The following is a 22357-nucleotide window of genomic DNA, read 5'->3' on the forward strand; positions in this document are numbered from 1 at the left end:
ATAGATCAAAAATATTCAGGATAAAAACAGCAATTTCGTTTGAAAAGACGGTTTGTTTAAGTGTCATGAGTTCTAGAAATTAATAATTTTCATCAATTTTAAGTTGTAATTTTCGATAAAATCAATTATAAGCCTTAAATTTGTTCGCAATTATATCTTAATTGCACCATGATAGCACACGATAAAAAAATTATAGGAGAAGGCTTAACATACGATGATGTTCTTTTAATACCAGCTTTTTCTCAAGTTCTTCCCAGAGAAGTAAACATACAAACAAAATTCACTAGAAATATTACAATAAACGTACCGATAGCTTCAGCAGCTATGGATACCGTTACAGAATCTGCTTTGGCAATTGCCATGGCAAGAGAAGGCGGTATTGGCGTTTTGCACAAAAATATGTCTATTGAACACCAAGCACAAGAAGTAAGAAAAGTAAAACGAGCTGAAAGCGGTATGATTATAGATCCGGTAACGTTGCCATTAACTGCGGTTGTGTTGGATGCAAAAAGAAACATGAAAGAGCATGGCATTGGCGGAATTCCTATTGTAAATGACGAGGGAATTCTTCAAGGAATTGTAACCAATAGAGATTTGCGTTTTGAACATGATAATAGCAGACCTATTTCAGAGGTAATGACCTGTAAAAACTTAATTACTGCCGCAGTTGGTACCTCATTAAAAGGTGCGGAAGCAATTCTTCAAAAAAATAAAATAGAAAAATTATTAATTGTTGATGATGTTTACAAGTTAAAAGGACTAATTACTTTTAGAGACATTACAAAGGTTACTCAAAAACCAATAGCAAATAAAGATACATACGGTAGATTAAGAGTTGCTGCGGCGTTAGGAGTAACAAATGATGCTGTAGATAGAGCAGAAGCCCTTGTAAATGCGGGTGTAGATGCTGTTGTTATAGATACTGCTCACGGACATACAGAAGGTGTAGTCAAAGTATTAAGAGCTTTAAAAGCAAAATTTCCGAATTTAGATGTGGTTGTTGGTAATATTGCAACACCAGAAGCAGCTAAATATTTAGTAGATGCAGGTGCAGATGCGGTAAAAGTAGGTATTGGTCCAGGCTCTATTTGTACGACACGAATTGTTGCAGGAGTTGGTTTTCCTCAATTTTCTGCGGTTTTAGAAGTTGCGCACGCCATAAAAGGCAGCGGAGTTCCTGTGATTGCAGATGGCGGAATTCGATATACAGGAGATATTCCGAAAGCAATTGCAGCAGGTGCAGATTGTGTGATGTTAGGTTCTTTATTGGCAGGTACAAAAGAATCGCCAGGGGAAACAATTATTTATGAAGGACGAAAATTTAAGTCTTATCGAGGAATGGGCTCTGTAGAAGCGATGAAACAAGGTTCTAAAGATCGTTACTTTCAGGATGTAGAAGATGATATTAAAAAATTAGTACCTGAAGGTATTGTAGGTCGTGTGCCTTACAAAGGAGATTTAGATGAAAGCATTCATCAATTTATTGGCGGTTTACGTGCAGGAATGGGCTATTGTGGCGCAAAAGATATTGAAACTCTAAAAGAAACCGGAAGATTTGTAAGAATTACCGCGAGTGGTATAAATGAAAGCCATCCTCATGATGTTGCCATTACCAAAGAATCACCAAATTATAGCAGAAGGTAATTTCTAACATAAATATCTAGGATTAAAAAAGAAGAATGAACGACCAAAATTTTATAAATTTTAAAAAACAAAGAGATTTAGGTACCATGCTTTCTGATACTTTTAAGTTTCTGAACACAGAATGGAAACCATTTTTTGCCACTATTTTAAAAATATCAATTATACCTATTTTAATTGCTATTTGCGCCGTGGTGTATTACACCATGTCTTCGGTGTCCTTTATAGGTGATATTTCGGAAGCTTCGAATTATGATTCCTTAAATTTAAATTTTTCAGATTTAGTAATTCCAACTTCTGCATTGTTGCTTTCTTATTTAGTTGCGTATGCGTTAATAACCATTGCAACACTATCTTATATAAAATCGTATATAGATCATAAAGGGCTCGTAAATTATCAAGAAATACAAGACGCAACCAAAGTAAAATTTTGGCCTTATGTTGGGTTGTTTTTTCTAGTTAGTCTTATCATATTGGTGGGGTCTATATTTTGTTTTCTTCCCGGAATCTATTTTTGGGTTGTACTCTCCGTATCTTTTTGTTTGGTTATTTTTCAGAATAAAGGGGTTCTCGAATCTATTAGTGATTCTTTTAGTTTTATAAAAGAACATTGGTGGGAAACTTTTGGTATTTTAATTGTAGTACAACTGATTATTCTCGCTATTTCTTATGTTGCAGACATACCTGCAGCTTTTTATCAAACGGCTGATATCACTACAATTTTAAAAGATCAAGATACTACAGAGTTGTTAAATGCTTTTACAGATCCAATTTATCTTACGTTAATAGCTTTTTCTTATTTCGTAAAGTTCATTTTATACATTCTTTCTACAATCGTTACTGTTTTTGTGTTTTTTGATATTAAAGAACAAAAAAATCCATCATCAGATATAATTGATGAGATTGGTTTTGAGTAGGGAGTTTTATTGAATTGTATTGTTTAAAAAGATAATTCAGTTTTGAAAAATAGCGAAGCTTAAAATTCAAAATTGTATATAAAACAAACACCGCTTAGTACTAAACTTGTTTTAGGAGTAAGCGGTGTTTATTTTTACAACTGAAATGCTTTGTTTTTAAATAGTAAAAGAGATGTTCTTTTTAGATGCTTGTATGGTTTTTTTTTAAGGATTCTCTCTAAAGAAATACAAATATTTTTGCCAAACATAAAGCTAAATTAGGTTTTTTGCTATACGTATTTACAATGAACGATCCCTAACTTTATAGCTTTATTTCTTATCCATTTTTTCTTTTAATTTCGCCACCAAGAACCAACGCTGCTGAAATAATCATCAAATTTTTAATGATATATTGCCCTTCTAGCGTAGGAAGAAGAAAATTATTAGCTTGAAAAGTTACTTCGGTCAGCAAAACTAAAGGCATAAAAGTTCCTAACATTTGCAAAAATAAAAGTATGATGGCTATTCTAGTTGTTTTTTCAAAGAAAAAGAAAATACCAATAACAACTTCCCAAAGCCCAATAACTATTAACCAAGTATCTGCAGAACCAAAAGGCAACCAAATTACGGTTGCTTTTAGCAAACCTTCTGCTGCCGAAAGGCCTAATGGTTTTAATATTCCGAACCAAATAAATATAACACCAAAAGATAAGCGGATGGCAGGTAGGCTCGTGCTCCGCATAATTTTTATAAGGCCTCTATCTAATTTATCAAGATTTTTTTTCATAACTACAATAAAATTTGCTCATTCTTTGTTGAATACACTAACTTAAAACTGTTTATCAATTTTGATATATAGTTAAACAAAGTTAGCGGTTTTATCTTAAAAATGAACAGTAAAAATCTTTTTTAATGTTAAATAATCTACTAAAATTCAATAAAATAATCCTTTATAAAAACAGTTTTTTAGAGGTTTATTTGTTTTTATTATGCTTATTTAGTAAAAATCAATTTTGAAAACTGGAGCAGTTATGAATTCAAAATTGTAAGTAGAAATTTTCTGTCTAGCGGTGAGGCTAATCGCACTTTATGGGCTGAACCTTCTTGTCCGTTAGGTAGGCTTGTTTCAGTATTTAGCGGGATCTTGGGTTTAATATCCCCGATGCTATGCCTCGAAATATTAAAGGGGGAATTTTTTTTAATATTTCGAAGGCTTCGCCGCAAGGCTGTTTATTTAAATTATCATTGAGGTGGTTTTAAGGATAAAGGATTTTTTTGAAGCTATCAGAAATTCTAGTGTTTATAGGAAAGAATTTTGGCGGTAACTTTTAGAGATTTTTATAGAAGTAATTTATGATAATCGAAATTTTGAGGGAGCAGATTTACTGTTGGGCTTTTATGAAAAGGTTGATATGATTGCACTTTTAAAAAAACGATATAAACACAGCAGCACTATTAAATGTTTTCAAAGATGTTATTGAACCTGCTATCATTGCTTTTTATTTTCGTTAAATTCATTTAAGAGCTCGTTTAAGTTGTATTTTATGCTTTCATTAGCGTGGTGAAAAAATATACCAGAATGTACGTATTGAAATTGGATATAATGTACAAAGTTCAACAAGAATTTATTGCTTTCTAAAATTAACTTTAAGTAACTAAACAATCGTTTAGTTTTAGGGTAAAAAAAAACTAACTGCTATAAAATGTCATTTCAATATAGTCATTTATCTATTTTTTTTTTGTTAACTCTTGTTGCTGCGGCCAAACCATGTTTAGCTATCAATAAAAAACTGGCCTGTTTTAAAACAGCTTCTTCGCTTTTGTTGGGATCCATGTTTAATTTTTCAATGAAAATTTCTTTTAAGGTATCTATAAATTCTTGTATTTGAGGATGAATCAAATCATGATTATTTTTAGAGAATTCATTGTAGCTATTTGTTATCAAACATCCTTTTTGGTTGCCTTCTTTGTAGCAAATTTGAACTGAATCATAGAAAATTTTTTTGATATCTTCAACACCATTGCATGCGTTCTTAAATTTCTCGAATATTTCTCTTATTCTTTCTTTGTAAGCTTTTAAACTTTCTATAAAAGGCCTTGCTTGCTCCCGAAGCTTGCAAAGATAGAGAATTTATTAATCCCCCATTCTCTTTTCTAACATTTGCATAGAAGTGATTTCGTAGCCATTTCTCCAAAAACAATTGCATTGCTTTTTCAATTACTTCTTTTTCTGTGTATTGTTTTTTTTCTAGCCATAATTTCTAATGCTTTGAAAATAAAAACAATCGGCTAGTAACAGCGAAATGTTTTTGATATTATTTGTTTTTCTGAAAGTTTTTTACCAATTAATTTCTATTTTTTAAGAAAATATGATCTTTTTATCTGTTGGTTTTTTGATATGTTTTTTATCTAACATGCTTTTTGATGAATGTATTTTGAGTATTTAAATTAGTTACAGCGCTTATAAAAGTATCGTTAGTTGTTTAGCCAATAAACTGTTTTGTAAAGAGTAAGATGAATATAAAATAAGCGTTTTTTAGCTGAATTTAGTCCTTATGGAGAACCAAGGATTACAAAAAGTTGAGATTTTATTTTTTAAACACCAAAACTTTTTTGTGTACATAGCGACATAATTCTCATGAGTAAGAGAAATATTACCTTTTTTAGGATGGTATGCGTTCCAAACTCCGTTCTCTTAAGCCACATCACTTTTTTACCAAGTATAATATCTTTTGCCTAGCGGCTTAAATAATTCTTACTTTTTCTGCCCTAAAATATTAAAGGCAAGTATTTTTTTTCTAGTTAACAAAGCTCCATCTCCGGTGGTTATTAATACATCATCTGCTAAATAGGAGAGCACTTTTTTTATGTATGGAATTTTAGCGTTATATTATAGGCATTTTAATGGCTACTATTTGCTCTTTATTTGTTTAAGATATTAGTGCTTACGTGCTCATAAAATGCAGCGCACTGCAAAAAGGATGTGTTTCGTGTCTTTTATAACACAACGTTTTTAGCATGTGCCCTGCGCTTTCTATTTCTAATTTTCTATTTTAAAATGGCATTAATATTTGCTAGTTCTTCATCAGAAAAAACAGTATTTTCAATCGCTTTTACACTATCTATAATTTGTTCAGTTTTACTAGCACCAATCAGCACAGAGGTAATTCTATCGTCTTTTAAAATCCAGGAAATTGCCATTTGCGCTAAACTCTGATTCCTGCTTTTTGCAATTTCATTCAAGCCTTTAATTTTTGGCAGCATTTCTAAAACTTGGTTACTATTTAAAAACGGACTATCTTTTACTGCTCTTGAATCTTCCGGTAAACCGTTGATGTATTTATCGGTTAACATTCCTTGTGCTAAAGGAGAAAAACAGATTGCTCCAATTTTTGAGTTTCCTAAAAGTTCTAACAATCCATCTTCAATCCATCGATTAAAAAGGTTATAATTTGGTTGATGAATTAAACAAGGCGTTCCGAGATCGTTCAAGATTTTAAATGCTCTTTCTGCTTCTTTTGGTTGATAATTAGAAAGACCAACATACAAGGCTTTTCCTTGGCGTACCATTAAATCTAACGTGCCCATAGTTTCTTCTAAAGGCGTATCATAATCGGGTCTGTGATGATAAAAAATATCCACATAATCCAGTCCCATTCTTTGTAAACTTTGATCTAAACTTGCTACTAAAAACTTTTTAGAGCCTAAATCTCCATAAGGTCCTGGCCACATTCCGTACCCCGCTTTTGTAGAAATAATCAGCTCATCTCTATAAGCACTGAAATCTTTCTTTAATATTTTTCCAAAATTTCTTTCGGCAGAACCTGGTGAAGGTCCATAATTGTTTGCCAAATCAAAATGGGTAATCCCCTGATCGAAAGCACATTTTAATAAGTTTCTCGCGTTTTTAAAATTGTCTTGATCTCCAAAATTATGCCATAAACCTAAAGAAAGTTCGGGTAATAATAAACCGCTATTTCCTGTTCTTCTGTAATTCATTTTCTCATAGCGATTTTCAGCTGCTACATAATTGCTTTTTTTACTCATAATTTTTGTATCGTTTTTCTAAATCCTAAAGTTGCTAATAAACCAATAATAGGAATGATTGTAAATGTTGTAAATAATTGTTGATATGCTATTAGTGTCGGATTTTCGCCTAACATATATCCTATAAATAAGGACATGAAAATATCTGGTGTAAAGCCAACAACAGAAATAATGCCGACTAAAGTTCCTGTCATTTGAATAGGGGTTTTTGTTTCTTCAATAATGGCAAAATACAAGCCTCTTAAAGAATAAGTTCCTAAAGCGATAAAGATAAAAACTATAAAGGACAAATAGATGGCTTGCTGGTTAAAAAATCCGAATCCTAATATCGCAGATCCAAGTATCAAGATCGTAAAACTTGGTAGAATCATTTTTGATGGAATAAATTTATCTGCAATCCAACCGATAGAAATAGCAGCAATTGGTCTTAAAAACTGAATAAAAACGGCAAAATAAGTTGCTTCTTCTAAAGAATAATTCCAAACATCTTTCGCATAAGTTCCGTAAACGCCTGTTAGTTTATAAGAACAATAGGCACAAAAAATAATAACGGAATGGAAAATTACTTTTCGCTGTTTCATTAAAGAAAACGCTTTTTTAAAATTGAATTGAAACTCTTTTTCAGTTTCAAATTTATGTTCTTCTTTCGGTAGAACTTTCCAAACCAACAAGGCGACTAAAAATACAATGCAGGTGATGGTTCCGATAATATATTGCAAGGTTTCAATTTTATTTTCAAAGGTAATTTCGATGCCTTTCTCTGGAAAAAAATAGGTTAAAATTGAGGCTCCGAACAGTGCGATAGCAGCGGCGAAAAAACCTCTTCCGCCATCTAACAAACCAAAAGACAACCCTTGATTGTGTTTATTTCCCCATTGCCTTGTTGCTTTTATCAAAGAAGCCCAAAATAATAAAATAGTAGAAACTCCCCAAAAGGCGTATAAGATTTTAAGGGTAAATATCGACGGAATCATCGTCATCCAAAAGCCACCAATAGCGGTTAAAAATAAAGAAAGTGATAAGAGTTTTTTAGGTTCCCACTTATCAGCAATAAAACCACCAAAGAAATAGGAAATTACCGCTGTAATGCCATACAACGCTTGTGCTTCTCCTATTTGAGCATCAGAAATAACAAAGGCTTCTCTAATAATTGGTTTAAAAACCCGCATTAAAATAAATGGCAATAAGAAAATTGCTTCCCCTGCAATAATGAGGGCAAACATCGTTGTTACTTTTGATTGTTTTGGCAAAATTGGTTGATTAGACTTTAAATGTACAAAAACAATCGATGAAAAGATGAAATAATTTAAAGGGAATTATTGAGTTAAAAAATAGCTCGATACAACATTCTAAAAAAAAAGAATTTCACTCGATGTGACAATTTGTGAAATTAAGAACATAATGAAAATTCGAGTGATTTTTGAGGAACAAAAACAATCGATTAAAATATTAAATAATTTAAAGGTAACTATTTAATTCAAAGCATCTCGATACAAAATTCTTAAAAAGAAGAATTTCACTCGATGTGACAATGCGCAAAAGTAAAAACATAGTGCCACTTCAAGTGAATTTTTGAAGTACAAAAACAATCGATTAAAAGATTTAAAGGTAACTATTGAGTTGAAAGCATCTCGATACAAAATTCTTAAAAAGAAGAATTTCACTCGATGTGACAATGCGCAAAAGTAAAAACATAGTGCCACTTCAAGTGAATTTTTGAGGTACAAAAATAGCTCGATACAAAATTCTTAAAAAGAAGAATTTCAATCGATGTGACAATGCGCAAAAGTAAAAACGTAGTGCCACTTCAAGTGAATTTTTGAGGTACAAAAACAATCGATTAAAAGATTTAAAGGTAACTATTGAGTTGAAAGCATCTCGATACAAAATTCTTAAAAAGAAGAATTTCACTCGATGTGACAATGCGCAAAAGTAAAAACATAGTGCCACTTCAAGTGAATTTTTGAGGTACAAAAATAGCTCGATACAAAATTCTTAAAAAAAAAATTCACTCGATGTGACAATTTGTGAAATTAAGAACATAGTGTCACTTCGAGTGAATTTTTGAGGAACGAAAAAATTTGTATCGAGAAGATTGTAATTAGTATCCTTTGGCTAAATAATTACATGTTAAAAATTAACAACCGAAAACTAAACATTTAAATCTAAAAACTTACAATAAGGCCTCTTTTAAGATCGTTATTGGGTGTTTTGCAATTCGTTTTGTGCCATCAAAAATTTGATGCCTACAACTTGTGCCAGCTGCAGCAATTTCTGTTTCTGCACTATAATTTCTTACTTTCGGAAATAAGGTGTCTTCGCCAACTTGCATACTTACTTTATAATGCTCTTTTTCATACCCAAAAGAACCTGCCATTCCGCAACACCCTGAACTGATCAATGTTACCGAATAATTTTTAGGAATGTTTAAAACTTGAAAACTTGAATGTGTTCCTGATAATGCTTTTTGGTGACAGTGTCCATGAATTTTAATCTCCTTTTTTTCTAATGTGAAATGATCAATATTAATATTATTGTTCTCTAACTCTTTTGCTAAAAACTCTTCAAAAGTAAATACGTTTTCTGCAATTTTTTCTGCGGATTTTTTATCGTCTGCCAACCGAATATATTCGTCTTTAAAGGTTAAAATTGCAGAGGGTTCCACACCAATTAAAGGAGATTCTTTGGTAATTACATCTTTAAAAATTTCGACGTTTAAATTACAAACTGCTTTTGCTTCTTTCAAAAATCCTTTAGAAATAAAACTTCTTCCAGATTCTTCATGATTGATGATTTGTAAATTATAGCCTAATTTTTCTAATAGATAAAAAGCGTCTTTACCGATTTCTACATCATAAAAGTTGGTAAATTCATCACAAAATAGATAAACTGTTTTGGTGTTTTTGGATTTTGGTTGTTTTTGATACCAGCTTTTTAAAGTTTTTGGCGCTAACTTGGGTACTTTTCTTTCTTGCGCAATTCCCATAAAAGCTTTTGCTAAAGAAGTACTTAACACTAAATTTGTAATTGCTGGCGCGATACTTCCTAGTTTGTTGTATTTTACATTATTGGCAAACAAATGGTTTCTTAAGGAATAGCCATTTGTTTCTTGATATTGATATAAAAATTCGGCTTTCATCGTGGCAATATCTACATTACTTGGGCATTCAGAAGCACAGGCTTTGCAGCTTAAACACAAATCAAAAACATCTTTTAATTCTTCGTGATTAAATTTATTCGTTTCGTCTGAATTGGTTAAAAACTCTCGTAAAGTATTTGCTCGCGCTCTTGTGGTATCTTTCTCGTTTTTTGTAGCTCTGTAACTTGGGCACATGGTTCCGCCAGCTTCTACCGGTTTCCTGCAATCTCCAGAACCGTTGCATTTTTCGGCTAATTTTAGAATTCCTTCACTATCAGAAAAATCTTGAATTGTTTTAATTGCTGGTTCTTTTCTGTCAACTTCATACCGAAGGTTTTTATCCATCGAAAAAGCATCCGTAATTTTTCCTTGGTTAAAAACATTGTTGGGATCAAATGCTTTTTTAATACGTCTTAAGAGTTGATAATTTTGCTCACCAATCATCAACGGAATAAATTCTGCACGCACAATGCCGTCTCCATGTTCGCCACTAAAAGAACCTTTATATTTTTTGACTAATTCAGCAGTTTCCGTGGTGATTTTTCTAAACAGTACAACATCTTCCTTTTTCTTTAAGTTCAAAATCGGACGTAAATGCAATTCCCCAGCGCCTGCATGGGCGTAGTATACAGCGTTTTGCTGGTATTTATCCATTATTTTAGTGAATTCTACAATATAATTTGGCAAATCTTCTAAGGCTACGGCAGTATCTTCAATACAGGCAACCGCTTTTCTATCGCCAATCATATTTCCTAAAGCGCCCAAACCTGCTTTTCTTAAATAATGGACTTTTGCAATATCATCTCCATATACTTTCGGGTGATGGTATCCGAAGTTATTTTTCGTTAAAGCAGCAATTAAGTTGTCTGCTAAAATTTCTGTTTCTTCAATGGTATTTGCAGAAACTTCTAACATTAAAACCGCTTCAGGATCTCCCTGAAGAAAAAAGCGATTTTTTGCAAGTTCGCGATTGTTTTTTGTGCAATCTAAAATGGTTTTATCCATCAATTCGCAATTGTACAAATTGTGTTTCATAGCAGTTACAGTGGCAATTAAACTCTCATTTATACTTTTAAAATGAGAACAGACCATAATACTTTTTGCGGGTGGTAAAATGTCTAATTGCAGCGTAATTGAGGTAGAAAAAGCCAAAGTTCCTTCACTTCCAGACAAGAATTTTGCTACATTTATAGTGGGTTCTGTTCCGCCAAATAAATTAGAAGTTAAAAACTCATCAACCGCATATCCTGTATTTCTTCTATGAATTTCTGGTTTCGGAAATTCTTTTTTTATTTCTTGTTGATTTTCTTCTGAAGAAAGTTCAGCGTAAATCGATTGGTATATTTTTCCTTCTAGGGATTTTTCTTTTGTTTTATTGATGAATTCATCCGAAGTAATTTCTTTAAAAATCGCGGTAGTTCCATCACTTAAAATAGCATCAATTTCTAAAACTTTATCGCGTGTAACGCCGTATTTTATAGAAGTACTTCCCGAGGAATTATTGCCAACCATGCCGCCCATCATACATCGGTTAGAAGTTGAGGTATTGGGGCCAAAGAACAAACCAAAAGGTTTTAGAAAAACATTTAAAGAATCTCTAACAATTCCGGGTTCTAGGGTGATGGTTTTTGCTTGTTCATCAAAAGAAAGAATACTCGTAAAATGTTTAGCAACGTCTACTACAATTCCGTCTCCAACACATTGCCCTGCCAAAGAAGTTCCTGCCGTTCTCGGGATTAAAGTAATGTTGTTTTTAGTTGCAAATGCAATTAAAGTTTTAATGTCTTTTGCATCTTTTGGAAAAGCAACAGCCAAAGGAATTTTACGATACACAGAGGCATCTGTTGCATACAATGTTTTGTGTAAATTATCGAAAAGAACATCACCTGAAAGTGAGTTGTTTAAATTTTTTAAAATTGCAGTATCCATCATCAAAAAGTGTAAAACGTAATTTCTCTACAAATATCTGAATAATAAACTCATTATTTTGTTCTAAAAAACTTCTTTGACTATTTTTATTGATTCTATAAAACAGCGTTTAAAATCCTGTTGGTTTTTCGAGAATAACTAAAACTAGCAAGTATTTTTAAACTTTTTAAATGAAGTTTTCTCTACTTATTTTTAAGAGTTTAATTAGGACCTTGAATTTTGGTATTCATAAACTTCTTTATTAAAGGTGCATGAGGTGGATGTTTTTATAAGTACCATTCTTTGACTTCTTGAAAAAAGAACAAAACTTTTAAATGAATTTTAGGCATGTTGAGCAATTCTTTCTTATAATTTTGATTTTGTGTTATAACCACAATTTTAGGTGCCAAAGTGATATTGTAGTATATAGCAGCAAAAATTATTATTTTTTGGTTTGTTAGCTTGCTAAAATCTTCGCGCTTTTTGCTGATTGCTTTTGAATTATCGGTATCCATTAAAGTGGCATGATGATTCATAAACCGATTAATTATAGTTTCTAATTTTTTTTGTGGTTTTTATTTGGTGTTGTACGAATTTTAAAGTTAACAAAAAGGAGGGAGGCGATTACCGAATTCCTCCATAAGTTCTGTAAGAATTAGAAGTTTGTTAAATCCATGTTTTATTTTTTTGTTAGAAAAACACCAACTTAAAAATAGAAATTTACACCAATTGCCGAACTAAATACATCCTTAAAAGGAACCTCTTTAGATGTGAGTGCAAAAAACAAATAAGTTTCTACCGTGCCAACTTCTACATAAAAATCAGCTCCTTTAAAGATATTCTGATTTTTAAATTTTTTGTGAACTTGAACTCCTGCAAATAACGTAAAATGAATAGCGCTTGGAAGATAATAGCCTTTTGGATATTTATCAGGAAGTATAAGAAATGAGTTATTACCTGTTTCTACACTTGTTGTAAAACCAGCGATTGGCGAGAGTGTGAAATCGCCAATTTGTTTGGTGAAAATCGGAAATGTATTTTTAATGCTAATTAAGTGAATATTTTCTGCATTTGAAACTGATTTTGGTACAAACCCATATAATAATTCTGAATACAAAACGTTCTGAGCAACCTCGTAACCCGCTCCTACAGAAAGAAGTCCTAGATTGCCTGCAAACTGCATTTTTGCATAATCTGGAATGTACCAAGCTTTTTCTTTTGCTTTGGTTTTTGTTTTTAGCTTGCTTTTTACAAAAGTAGAATCTTGTGCAAATGTGTTTACAAAAAAAGAGCATGTAAACACTGCTATACATATGTTTTTTATGTTCATTTAATTTATAGTTTTATTAGCTCAATCTCAAAAGAATTATCTTTTACATGTATAATACAGTATTTGGGTTTTTTAAGAGAAGGAACGGTTAAGTAATTTACACCGTCTCCGTAAGGCTTTTCATAAGAATAGCCGTGTGTATGACCATGAATAGACAACGGAACATTATTTTCTGACATTAAAGAAGTATAATTTTGTTCCATTGCATCGGTAAATTGATTGTCAGAAGGCGGAATATGTGCAATTACAAATACTTGACTAAACAGTGCATTATTGCTTAATTCTGAAGACAACCAATCAAAATCTGGGATTTTATTACTTTCCCAAACAACATTATCAAAAAGAACAAATTTGTTGTCGTTAAATTTAAAAGAGTAGTTAAAAGCACCAAACATTTCTTTATAAATAATGCCTCCATTAGAATTATAATCATGATTGCCGATAACAGTTACAAAAGGTTTTTTAAGGGTTTTTAAAATATCATAAAAAATCTCGTACTCTTTTAGCAATCCTTGCGCTGAATAATCTCCGCCAAAGATCACGAATAAAACGTCTTCTTTTTTGTTAATATCATCGAGAACAGTCTTTAAATTATCGTAAAAAAAATGAGTGTCCGTCACAAAAGCAAACTTGAAATCTTTAGATTCTGATTGGAGATCTTCTATCAATTGTAAATTTTTAGCAGTAGTATTTTTATCCTCTTCTTTAACGTTTGCCATATAAGCGCTAAAATTAAATATATTTTCGCAGGTAGTAAAAATCATTAAAATGCCGAAAAGCATGACGATTTTAGTTGTTTTTGAATAAAATATTTTTAAATATTTCATTAGTTTTTTACTGGTGTTAAATGAAACTAAAACGATCTGCTTTCATGCATACAGCTTTAGCTTCTACTTTTTTTTATGTTTTGTTAAGGAAAAATAAAATCGAAACACAGATTTTCTATCTTTAACTTTAGCGCGCGTAATCGCATAATCAGAATTTTCATCCCGATTTTAAACCCATGGATTTTTAGTCCATAGTGGTTTCGTTTATGTATTTAGTGGTTGATTATATGTATGATGTTTTTCGCTTTCATCACATATAGTGCTTCGAAATTCTTCAAAGGGCACTGCTTTTTTTCGAAGATAAGTTCGTGTAAAAAAAAATCCTTTCTTTCAATCAAAATTTTTTCCGATTTACAAAAGTGCAAAAATAATTTTTTATGAGGTTAAAGCCAAACCAATCTGACTTAGAAACCTATTTTTAACTTTTTTTTAGCAGATACACAGCGCTTATTTAAATCTATGTTAAAGTATAAAACATGTTGTTACTGAATTCCTATATTTGTTTTACAAAAAACACACAAACATGAAAAAAATAGTAGTATTCTTTTGTCTCGTCTCTTTTTCTATTTCGGCTCAAAAAGTAGATTTGTCTTATTATTTACCAACAGATGTTACGTATAATAAAAACATACCCACACCTCAATCTGTTATTGGCCATGAAGTAGGCGAGTGGCATATTACTCATGATAAATTAGTGCAGTATATGAAGGTGTTGGCAAAATCTTCGGATAGAATTTCGATTGAAAATAGAGGAAAAACGTATGAAGACAGACCGCTACTTTTACTAACGATTTCTTCACCAGAAAACCATCAAAATTTAGAAAGTATTAGAAAAATTCATATTGACGGAACGAATGATACTTCACTAGATGTTTCTAAAAACCCTATTGTAGTGTATCAAGGTTTTTCTATTCATGGTAATGAACCTAGTGGCTCTAATGCCGCTTTAGCAGTGGCGTATTATTTGGCCGCAGCACAAGGAAGTGAAATTGACGATTTATTAAAAAATACGGTTATTTTGTTCGATCCTTCTTTTAATCCCGACGGATTGCAACGTTTTGCATATTGGGCAAATACCAACAAAAGCAAAAATATCAATCCAGATCCTAATGACAGAGAATATTCAGAAATTTGGCCAAGAGGCAGAACCAATCATTATCAGTTTGATATGAACAGAGATTGGCTGCCAGTTCAGTTACCAGAAAGTACCGCAAGAATTGCAAGTTTTCATAAATGGTTGCCTAATATTTTAACGGATCATCATGAAATGGGAAGCAATTCTAGTTTCTTTTTTCAACCTGGAATTCCGAGTAGAACAAACCCGTTAACGCCACAAATGAATCAAGATTTAACGAGAGAAATTGGAACTTACCATGCAAAAGCATTAGATAAAATTGGGTCATTATATTATTCTGAAGAAAGTTTTGATGACTTTTACTACGGAAAAGGGTCAACATTTCCAGACATTAACGGAAGTATTGGTATTTTATTTGAACAAGCAAGTTCTAGAGGGCATGCACAAGAAACTGTAAACGGAATATTAACCTTTCCATTTACGATTAGAAATCAGTTTACGGCAGCGCTGTCAACTTTAGAAGCAGCTAGAAAAATGCGCGTAAAAATCTTACAATATCAGCAAGATTTTTATAAAGAATCTAGAAGTACAGGCAGCAATAAAGCCATTGTTTTTGGTGATGAAAAAGATGCTGCTAAAAGTTTTCATTTGGCAGAAGTAATGAAAAAACAACATATCAAAATACACGAAGTAAAAGCTGATTTTACAGAAAATGGCAAAACTTTTAAAAAAGGATACAGTTATGTAGTGCCGATGAATCAGAAAAATCAACGTTTGGTAAAAGCAATGTTTGATGTTCGTAAAACGTTTAAAGATAGCCTGTTTTATGATGTTTCTGCATGGACTTTTAATCATGCTTTTGGTGTAGATTATGCCGAAAATGTGTCGCTTGCTAAAGCTGGCAATGAAATTACCGATTTAAAAATGAATGCGGGTAGTGTTTCTTTTAAAAGTGATTATGGGTATTTAATGCCTTGGAATGAGTTTTATACCCCAAAAGCTTTAAATGCTATTTTACAAAAAGGTTTGCGTGCTAAAGTATCGATGAAGAACTTTAAAAATGGCGGAATTTCTTATGATTACGGAACTGTTTTTATCCCTCTTCAAAATCAAAAATTGAACGAAACCGAGCTGTATCAATTTTTAAATGAAATTGCAACAGAAAGTCACGTGCTAATAAACGGAGTAAATACAGGTTTAAATGACGGAGTTGATTTAGGTTCTAATAATTTTAGAAATATTACAAAACCAAAAGTTGCTATGTTAGTGGGCGATGGAATTGCAGGAAACGATTCTGGAGAAATTTGGCATTTGTTAGACCAACGTTTTGATATGGCAATTAGTCGTTTAGATACGCGTAATTTTTCTAGAATGGATATTGCGAAGTATACGCATATTGTTATTCCGAGTAGCAGCATAGAAAAAGTAGCTATTGAAAAATTAAAAACCTGGGTACAAAATGGCGGAATTATCATTGGATACAAAAACACAGCGAAATGGTTAGATAGTAATAAAATGATTAGTCTCGATTTTGAAACCCCTAAATCAGATACCATTAAAGATGTTTCTTTTGAAAACCGTTCTTTAAAATCTGGTGCACAAGTTATTGGAGGTGCCATTTTTGAAGCAAAAGTAGATAGGTCTCATCCTATTAATTTTGGGTATAAGAATGATAAACTAGCGTTATTTAGAAATTCTACCATGTTTATAAAAGCAGACAAGCGCAGTTATAACAATCCTATTCAGTATACTTCAGATCCTTTATTAAGTGGCTATATTTCTAAAGAAAACGCAAAAGTGATTAAGAATACAGTGCCTTTTAAAGTACAAAGATTAGGCAGTGGTAAAGTGATTGTTTTTACTGATAATACAAATTTTAGAGCTTTTTGGTTCGGAACAAATAAATTGCTGATGAATGCTATTTTCTTTGGCGATCAAATGTAGCGCTCTCAATAGGCAGTTTTTCAGTCTTGCGTTGGCAGTTTATACATTCAATTAACAATTGTAAGTAGCAACACAATGTCATTTTGAGTGACTTTTGTTTTTCATCAAAATTGTACTGAAACAAATTAAGTTTACATATAGAGAAATTCTTAAAACTTTAAAGTTTTTTGAACCAATTGTAAGATCAAAAAAAGATGAGAAATAAGTAAGACCTGACAGGTTTTTAAAACCCGTTAGGTCTTTTACAATATTTACACAATCTTACTTCGAGTGATTTTGATTTTTCATCAAAATTGTATCGAGAAGTTCTAAACTCTAAAGGCATAGAAACCTTTATAAACTATTTTTCCACAAATTTATTAATTTTTAATTCGTGAATTTGTGGCATTTTTTCTGTAACAAAATAGCGATGCAAACGTCTTAATTATAACTAACTATTTTATAAATGAGCTTTTTTAGAGTATTCTTTGCTATTATTTTTCCGCCGTTATCTGTGATAGATAAAGGTTGTGGGTCTTTCTTTATTATTTTTTTACTCACACTTTGTGGCTGGATTCCCGGTGTAATTGGTGCTTTGGTAATTTTAAATAATCCGAAGAATTAAAGCAAAAACGGCGTCTTTGCAAATCAAGATTTTTTGCTTGATGCGGCAATCTCTAATTAAGTTTAGCGAATATTCAAAAACTCTTTTTCTTCTTTAGTCAATAAAATTTTAATGTTGCTTGTTTTTAAGTCAGGTGGCAAATTTTCATGAAAAGGTTTATAAAAATCGATATTACCTCTCCTTATTTTTTTGCCTAAAATACTTTCTGAAATAAATAAACTTTGTTTTGAAGAAATGGTATCGGTAAAGTTTTTAGCTTTAATAACTCCTTCCATTTCAGATATAAAATAATTAAGTCTTAATTTGTTGTTCTTTAGTTTTTTGAAAGATAACTCTACACTATGTTTTGTTGTTTTCTTTTGATGTGGTATTTTATCAATTCTTGAAATTGCATTTTCAAAATCGGAAACATATAGCATATTAAATTTCACATAACTAATTGCACTATAGTCTGTATCAAAAACAAGTAAACTATTTTTATGATGATACATTATTTTTTCTGTTGATGCATAAGTAGCATCAAAATAGATATGAATTGATTTTTTTTGTTTGTCTATAGATTTCACTACAACATCAGATGAATATTGGTTGAAGATTGATAACAAAAAATTGAGATGAAAAAACGGAAAAAGATTTTCATTAGGAACAAAAGCCCCATTGGCGCTTATAAAATCAGACTCTATTTTTTTGATTTTTGAATAATCAACAGATTCTACAACAATCTTATTTTGCTTGTCTATTGGTTTGTTTCCTCTAAATAGGCCGTCTTTACTCCACCAATCTAATTGCACTTGAAATAATCTATTCAACGAATCATTCACTCTAAAAACTTCTTTATAAGTACTTTTATTGATGGCTTTTTTGGTTGAATATTTTTCTAGATACGTGTTTTTTAAAATATCAGAAATTTTAGCTTTCAAATCTACGTTAGAGATTACAATTTCATCTAATTGGTTCTCTTTTGGGCTTAAAAACAACGTGTCTTTTTTACTAAAAACTTTATAAGAAAGTGTTTTTTCATTATAATTGATATGAGAAATAAAAATGTCATTCTCTCTTAACGGAATTCGTATGCTACCGTCTTTGTTAGAGATACTCCCAATCTCTAATTCAGGATAAGAAATTTGAGCTAAATCAATAGGTTCTTTAGATATAGCATCAATTAAAACAAATTCTTTAGATTGAGAAAAAATAGCAAGACTAAAGAACAGCAGTGTAAACAACGTGATTTTTTTCATAGTGTTTTTTGAACAAAAATTAGATCAAGGATTAAGCCATAAAATTATAGAACTTAAGAAACTTGTTCCCCGTTTTTAATCTCTTTTGTAGCTTGCAATAAAACAACATTTCCATTGGTGTTATAAACTCCGATCACCAGACATTCGCTCATAAAGTTGGCAATTTGTCTTGGTTTAAAATTAACAACTGCAGAAATTTGTTTGTTTACTAATTCTTCTTTAGTGTACAAATCTGTTATTTGTGCGCTCGATTTTTTAATACCCAAAGCACCAAAATCAATTTTTATTTGGTAAGCAGGTTTTCTGGCTTTCGGAAAATCATTTACTTCAATAATAGTTCCTATTCGAATATCAACTTTTAAAAAATCTTCAAAGTTTATTGCTGCTTTCATCTGTTATTTTTTCTTTCCTAATTTCTGAATCACCCAAAGTGGTCCAATCAACAAAAATTCTAAATCCTTTAAAAAGGATGGTTTTGCACCTTCTACTTTATGTCCATAAAATTGACCAATCCACCCCAATGCAAAAATTGCAATAGAGCCATATAGCAAGTTTATATGATTGCCCAACCAAAAGTTGCCGACAATACAAAGTAGCATCACAAAGAGCATTTCAACAAAATACCAAAACCCCAATTTAAGATAAAAAAACGAAACAATAATGGCAACAAAGGCCGCCCAGTTTTCTATTAAAGGATTTTCAAAGCTAACTATATTTTCTATAAAAAAGGCAGGTATTGTCATTAACAAACCGATAACACTAAAGAAAATTGCAGGCACACAAATATAATGAATGGCTTGGTTCGTTTTATTTTGATGACTTGTGGCGTATTCATCAAAGTATTCTTTGGCTGTATTCATTTATGTTTTTATTTTTTTTTTTGTAATATAAGCGTTTTATTTTCTAATTTTTAACGTGTAAACACCCGTTTTTAATTCAATTAAATCTAAATAAGAATTTTTAAAGGCATTAACTTATATTTCTAGTCAGCACCAGCGTATCCAATCGAGTTATTTCTTTTTGCCATCGCAATCCCAGAAACATTTGTGCATGGCCATGATCATCGGTTGGGTCATGATCATTATTAACAAAATCCCAGCCGTTTACATCATCAATATAATTGTTGTTATCTGTATCAATTCCGTTTGTGATTTCTGCAGAGTTTTGCCAAGTTCTGAAAGAAACTTCAGGGTGATTTCCTCTAATTCCTGAATCTTATACAACTAATATTATATTCGGATTTCCTGCAGTTATATCCCAAGCCAAATCCATAGAAATATCGGCGCCTTTTGTTGCGATAGAAAGTGAGAGTTTTCCGTTGTTCATAAGAATCCATTGTCTATAATAAAGGGGGTCTGTTGGGATGGATTCTGATTTTTTTTTCCTTTTTTACCACCATCAAAACCTATATAATCTGGTTTAACGTACTTAAAAAGCCCAGTTTGTTTTAAATCGCTAATGGTTTTAAGCATATGTATATCTTTTTTAAAGGTAAATAACAGCACGTTATTTGTTTGTGCCGATTGTTGTTTGTTTTTTTTAAGGGCTAGCAACGTTTTAGATTCTTTAAATTGGTTTTTAAAAGAATTTTATCAACAGAATTTAGGTTCTTTAAAGTAGTTGTTGATTTATATTTTACAATAATTCGGTTTTTAGCAAATTCTTGAACAGAAAACGAAGCAATTTAAACCAATAGAAGTTATGTTTTTTTCATGCTAAAAGGTTTTATCAAAGATACTATTTATTCTATGCTTCAAAATTTATCTGCTTTATGCGCTCTATTTTATTCGTTTTTTTAAAGTATTGCATGCAGATAAAATGAGAAATGAATTAGAAAGAAGCACAAATGTTATAATCTGTTAAATTTTATTTTGTCTATTATTTATTGATTATCTTTCATTAAAATTAAAGAACATGAAAATTTCAGTTTATACATATATTGGTGCTACCACTTTATTATTGTTAGTTATTATGATTACTTCTGCCATGAATTTTTCTTTCGGATGGATTTTTTATTCCGCTATTTTGGGGCAGGCGTTTGTAGCTTTTCTGGTCTATAAAGTGTTAGTAGACAACTATAAAACCGATAAAACTTTTAAAGATTTATATGAAGATTGTCCTGTAAGAACAGAAAATTATAGATAATATTCAAAAATTAAAACTGTCATCTGTTTGCAGCTGGCAGTTTTAAAAGTAACTTTTTTACCGATGAAAAGATTTTATTACGATTATAGAACGTTTAATAGATAAGGTTTATTCTATAATTTCATAATCAACATCTAATTTACGCAAAGCTCTTAAACCAGAGCCTGCATTTTTATCCTCCATTTCAATAGCTACGGCATCTCCTTCTAAAAGAATTTCTGTAAGTTCATTAGATAAAGATTCGCTCATGTTCACAGAAACTTCGGCAATACATTTAGCAATGCCTCTTTTATCGGGTCTTTGGGCATCACAAGATATTAAGTTTAAATTCATAGTTCTAGTATATGATTGCAATATACGAGAATTGGAGTTAGTTTACAGAATTGTTATGTAAGTTGATTACTATTTTTTGAAGCTATTTCCTGCTTTACACTATATCTTTTCTTCGTACCTCAAAAAAGGATGCCGTTTCAATCAGGGCTAAACCAGTTTATCAGACTTTGTTAAAATTGATAGTATTTTGGTGTTTCTATGCTGTTTTGATAATTGCAATTCCCCGTAGTTTGTCATTCCATAAGCATCTCAAAGACTTGTGTTTCAATCTTCCATTTTTCTCTTAAGTTTAGATTATTTATGAGAGTTTCTTGCAGAAAGACAAACAGTGTGGACTTTTTTTATGTGTCTATGAAGTAATTCTTTGCTATTAATTGTTTTTTATGATTACTTTTCTTAAAAACAATTACCGTAACGATCCTATACTAGTTATTTTTCATTGCAATTAATCAAAAAATAATTCAATTTATTTACACGTCACTATAAAACTAAATTGGTCTGAATACTCATATGTTATGCGTCGAAATATTAAAATGTTATTTTTTTTTGATACCTCAATGAAGCTGACAAAAATTTGCCACTAGCATTCATAATTCAATTGTATATTTGCTAAAAACTGTGCTATGAATAAAAATAAAAAAGAATTAAAACCTAAACTTGTTTCAGAAAATAAAGAAATGAAGGCTGATAAAAAGGTTTCTGTAAGCCCGTTTAAAAATCAGGAGCAAAAACCCGTAGATACTAATTTAAGCGCGACTCAAAAAGAGCAGCAGCGCAATCAGCAGCAGTAAATTATAATAATTATATACTTTTGGATGCTTTAATGCATTTAAAATTATTTCTAGGCCGTTTTCTTATAATTTGACTTTGGAATACATAGGATAAAATTACTTTGATTTTTTCTTTGCGTTTATTTTTGTTTAGTTTAATGCTCTTTCAGAGGGCTCGTTTGTGCAGTACTTGTATTTTTCTTTGTCTGTTCATTTGTTCTAAAACTTTAAAGCTAAAGGAGCTCATTAAAATTTATTTTCTTGATGTACTATTTAAATAATCTGTAAGTTTTATTATAATATTCAATAATTATCTTTTTTCTTATTGTTTTAGTAACTATTCAGCGGATGTTTAGTGGTTGTTAACAATTTGATTTATTTTATCCACAATTTTTTATTTTTAGTCATTCTATTTCAAAAAAAGCAGTTGTTTATGCACATCGGTTGATAAGTGTGTGAT

Annotated in this window: 19 protein-coding genes; 6 read left to right on the forward strand and 13 right to left on the reverse strand. The window is 31.1% G+C overall.

The annotated features are described in order from the left end of the window. Positions 1-168: 168 nt before the first annotated feature. Together guaB and ES044_RS08715 are read left to right on the forward strand one after the other, a co-directional pair. On the forward strand, positions 169-1644 hold the full coding sequence (gene guaB / locus ES044_RS08710; protein ID WP_147119035.1) for an IMP dehydrogenase: 1476 nt from the start codon (positions 169-171) through the stop codon (positions 1642-1644). Positions 1645-1679: 35 nt separating this feature from the next. After that, positions 1680-2558 (forward strand): hypothetical protein, encoded by an 879-nt coding sequence (locus ES044_RS08715; protein ID WP_147119036.1) that lies wholly within the window; start codon positions 1680-1682, stop codon positions 2556-2558. A gap of 316 nt (positions 2559-2874) precedes the next feature. Here ES044_RS08715 and ES044_RS08720 read toward each other — a convergent pair whose 3' ends face one another. The 8 genes from ES044_RS08720 to ES044_RS08755 all read right to left on the reverse strand — a co-directional run bounded on the left by ES044_RS08720 (position 2875) and on the right by ES044_RS08755 (position 13743). Beyond that, positions 2875-3324: a DoxX family membrane protein gene (locus tag ES044_RS08720; RefSeq protein WP_147119037.1), complete on the reverse strand. Its 450-nt coding sequence runs from the start codon at positions 3322-3324 to the stop codon at positions 2875-2877. Between the two features lie 933 nt (positions 3325-4257). Then, positions 4258-4482 carry a hypothetical protein gene (locus ES044_RS18865; RefSeq protein WP_223269171.1) on the reverse strand — a complete coding sequence of 75 codons (225 nt, stop codon included), beginning with the start codon at positions 4480-4482 and terminating at the stop codon, positions 4258-4260. Positions 4483-5585: 1103 nt separating this feature from the next. Beyond that, on the reverse strand, positions 5586-6584 hold the full coding sequence (locus ES044_RS08730) for an aldo/keto reductase (RefSeq protein WP_147119038.1): 999 nt from the start codon (positions 6582-6584) through the stop codon (positions 5586-5588). Next, positions 6581-7807, reverse strand: coding sequence for an MFS transporter (locus tag ES044_RS08735; RefSeq protein ID WP_189663249.1), 1227 nt, complete (start codon positions 7805-7807; stop codon positions 6581-6583). The genes ES044_RS08730 and ES044_RS08735 overlap by 4 nt, the downstream gene beginning before the upstream one ends. 950 nt (positions 7808-8757) lie before the next feature. After that, positions 8758-11655: an FAD-binding and (Fe-S)-binding domain-containing protein gene (locus ES044_RS08740; RefSeq protein WP_147119040.1), complete on the reverse strand. Its 2898-nt coding sequence runs from the start codon at positions 11653-11655 to the stop codon at positions 8758-8760. Between the two features lie 263 nt (positions 11656-11918). Then, on the reverse strand, positions 11919-12146 hold the full coding sequence (locus tag ES044_RS08745; RefSeq protein ID WP_147119041.1) for a hypothetical protein: 228 nt from the start codon (positions 12144-12146) through the stop codon (positions 11919-11921). 191 nt (positions 12147-12337) lie between these two features. Continuing rightward, complete coding sequence (locus ES044_RS08750; protein ID WP_147119042.1) at positions 12338-12961, reverse strand: hypothetical protein; 624 nt, start codon at positions 12959-12961, stop codon at positions 12338-12340. Between the two features lie 5 nt (positions 12962-12966). Then, positions 12967-13743 carry a metallophosphoesterase family protein gene (locus ES044_RS08755; RefSeq protein ID WP_189663250.1) on the reverse strand — a complete coding sequence of 259 codons (777 nt, stop codon included), beginning with the start codon at positions 13741-13743 and terminating at the stop codon, positions 12967-12969. A 568-nt stretch (positions 13744-14311) separates the two neighbouring features. Between ES044_RS08755 and ES044_RS08760 the strand changes: the two genes are divergently transcribed. Both ES044_RS08760 and ES044_RS08765 read left to right on the forward strand, forming a co-directional pair. Next, the gene (locus ES044_RS08760) at positions 14312-16807 is read left to right on the forward strand and encodes a M14 family zinc carboxypeptidase (RefSeq protein ID WP_189663251.1); all 2496 of its coding nucleotides are present in this window, start codon (positions 14312-14314) and stop codon (positions 16805-16807) included. Between the two features lie 445 nt (positions 16808-17252). Beyond that, positions 17253-17411, forward strand: a complete 159-nt coding sequence (locus ES044_RS08765) for a YqaE/Pmp3 family membrane protein (RefSeq protein ID WP_147119044.1) — start codon at positions 17253-17255, stop codon at positions 17409-17411. 62 nt (positions 17412-17473) lie between these two features. On the opposite strand, the gene ES044_RS08770 is transcribed toward ES044_RS08765, so the two are convergent. From ES044_RS08770 to ES044_RS18870, 4 genes are all read right to left on the reverse strand, one after another. After that, positions 17474-18649, reverse strand: coding sequence for a carboxypeptidase-like regulatory domain-containing protein (locus tag ES044_RS08770; RefSeq protein ID WP_147119045.1), 1176 nt, complete (start codon positions 18647-18649; stop codon positions 17474-17476). Positions 18650-18702: 53 nt separating this feature from the next. Next, entirely contained in the window at positions 18703-19041 is a 339-nt protein-coding gene (locus tag ES044_RS08775; protein WP_147119046.1) for a tRNA-binding protein, read from the reverse strand. 3 nt (positions 19042-19044) lie between these two features. Continuing rightward, positions 19045-19509 (reverse strand): DUF962 domain-containing protein, encoded by a 465-nt coding sequence (locus ES044_RS08780; protein ID WP_147119047.1) that lies wholly within the window; start codon positions 19507-19509, stop codon positions 19045-19047. A 462-nt stretch (positions 19510-19971) separates the two neighbouring features. Further along, positions 19972-20202, reverse strand: coding sequence for a hypothetical protein (locus tag ES044_RS18870; RefSeq protein WP_223813549.1), 231 nt, complete (start codon positions 20200-20202; stop codon positions 19972-19974). 361 nt (positions 20203-20563) lie between these two features. Between ES044_RS18870 and ES044_RS08785 the strand changes: the two genes are divergently transcribed. After that, positions 20564-20794 (forward strand): hypothetical protein, encoded by a 231-nt coding sequence (locus ES044_RS08785; RefSeq protein ID WP_147119048.1) that lies wholly within the window; start codon positions 20564-20566, stop codon positions 20792-20794. A gap of 108 nt (positions 20795-20902) precedes the next feature. Here the strand turns inward: ES044_RS08785 and ES044_RS08790 are convergent, their stop codons facing one another. Then, complete coding sequence (locus ES044_RS08790; RefSeq protein ID WP_147119049.1) at positions 20903-21127, reverse strand: hypothetical protein; 225 nt, start codon at positions 21125-21127, stop codon at positions 20903-20905. Positions 21128-21750: 623 nt separating this feature from the next. Here ES044_RS08790 and ES044_RS18515 point away from each other — a divergent pair. Next, complete coding sequence (locus ES044_RS18515) at positions 21751-21918, forward strand: hypothetical protein (protein WP_189663253.1); 168 nt, start codon at positions 21751-21753, stop codon at positions 21916-21918. Positions 21919-22357: the final 439 nt, after the last annotated feature.

It is taken from the genome of Polaribacter sp. IC066 (assembly GCF_007997085.1).
Lineage (GTDB): Bacteria > Bacteroidota > Bacteroidia > Flavobacteriales > Flavobacteriaceae > Polaribacter.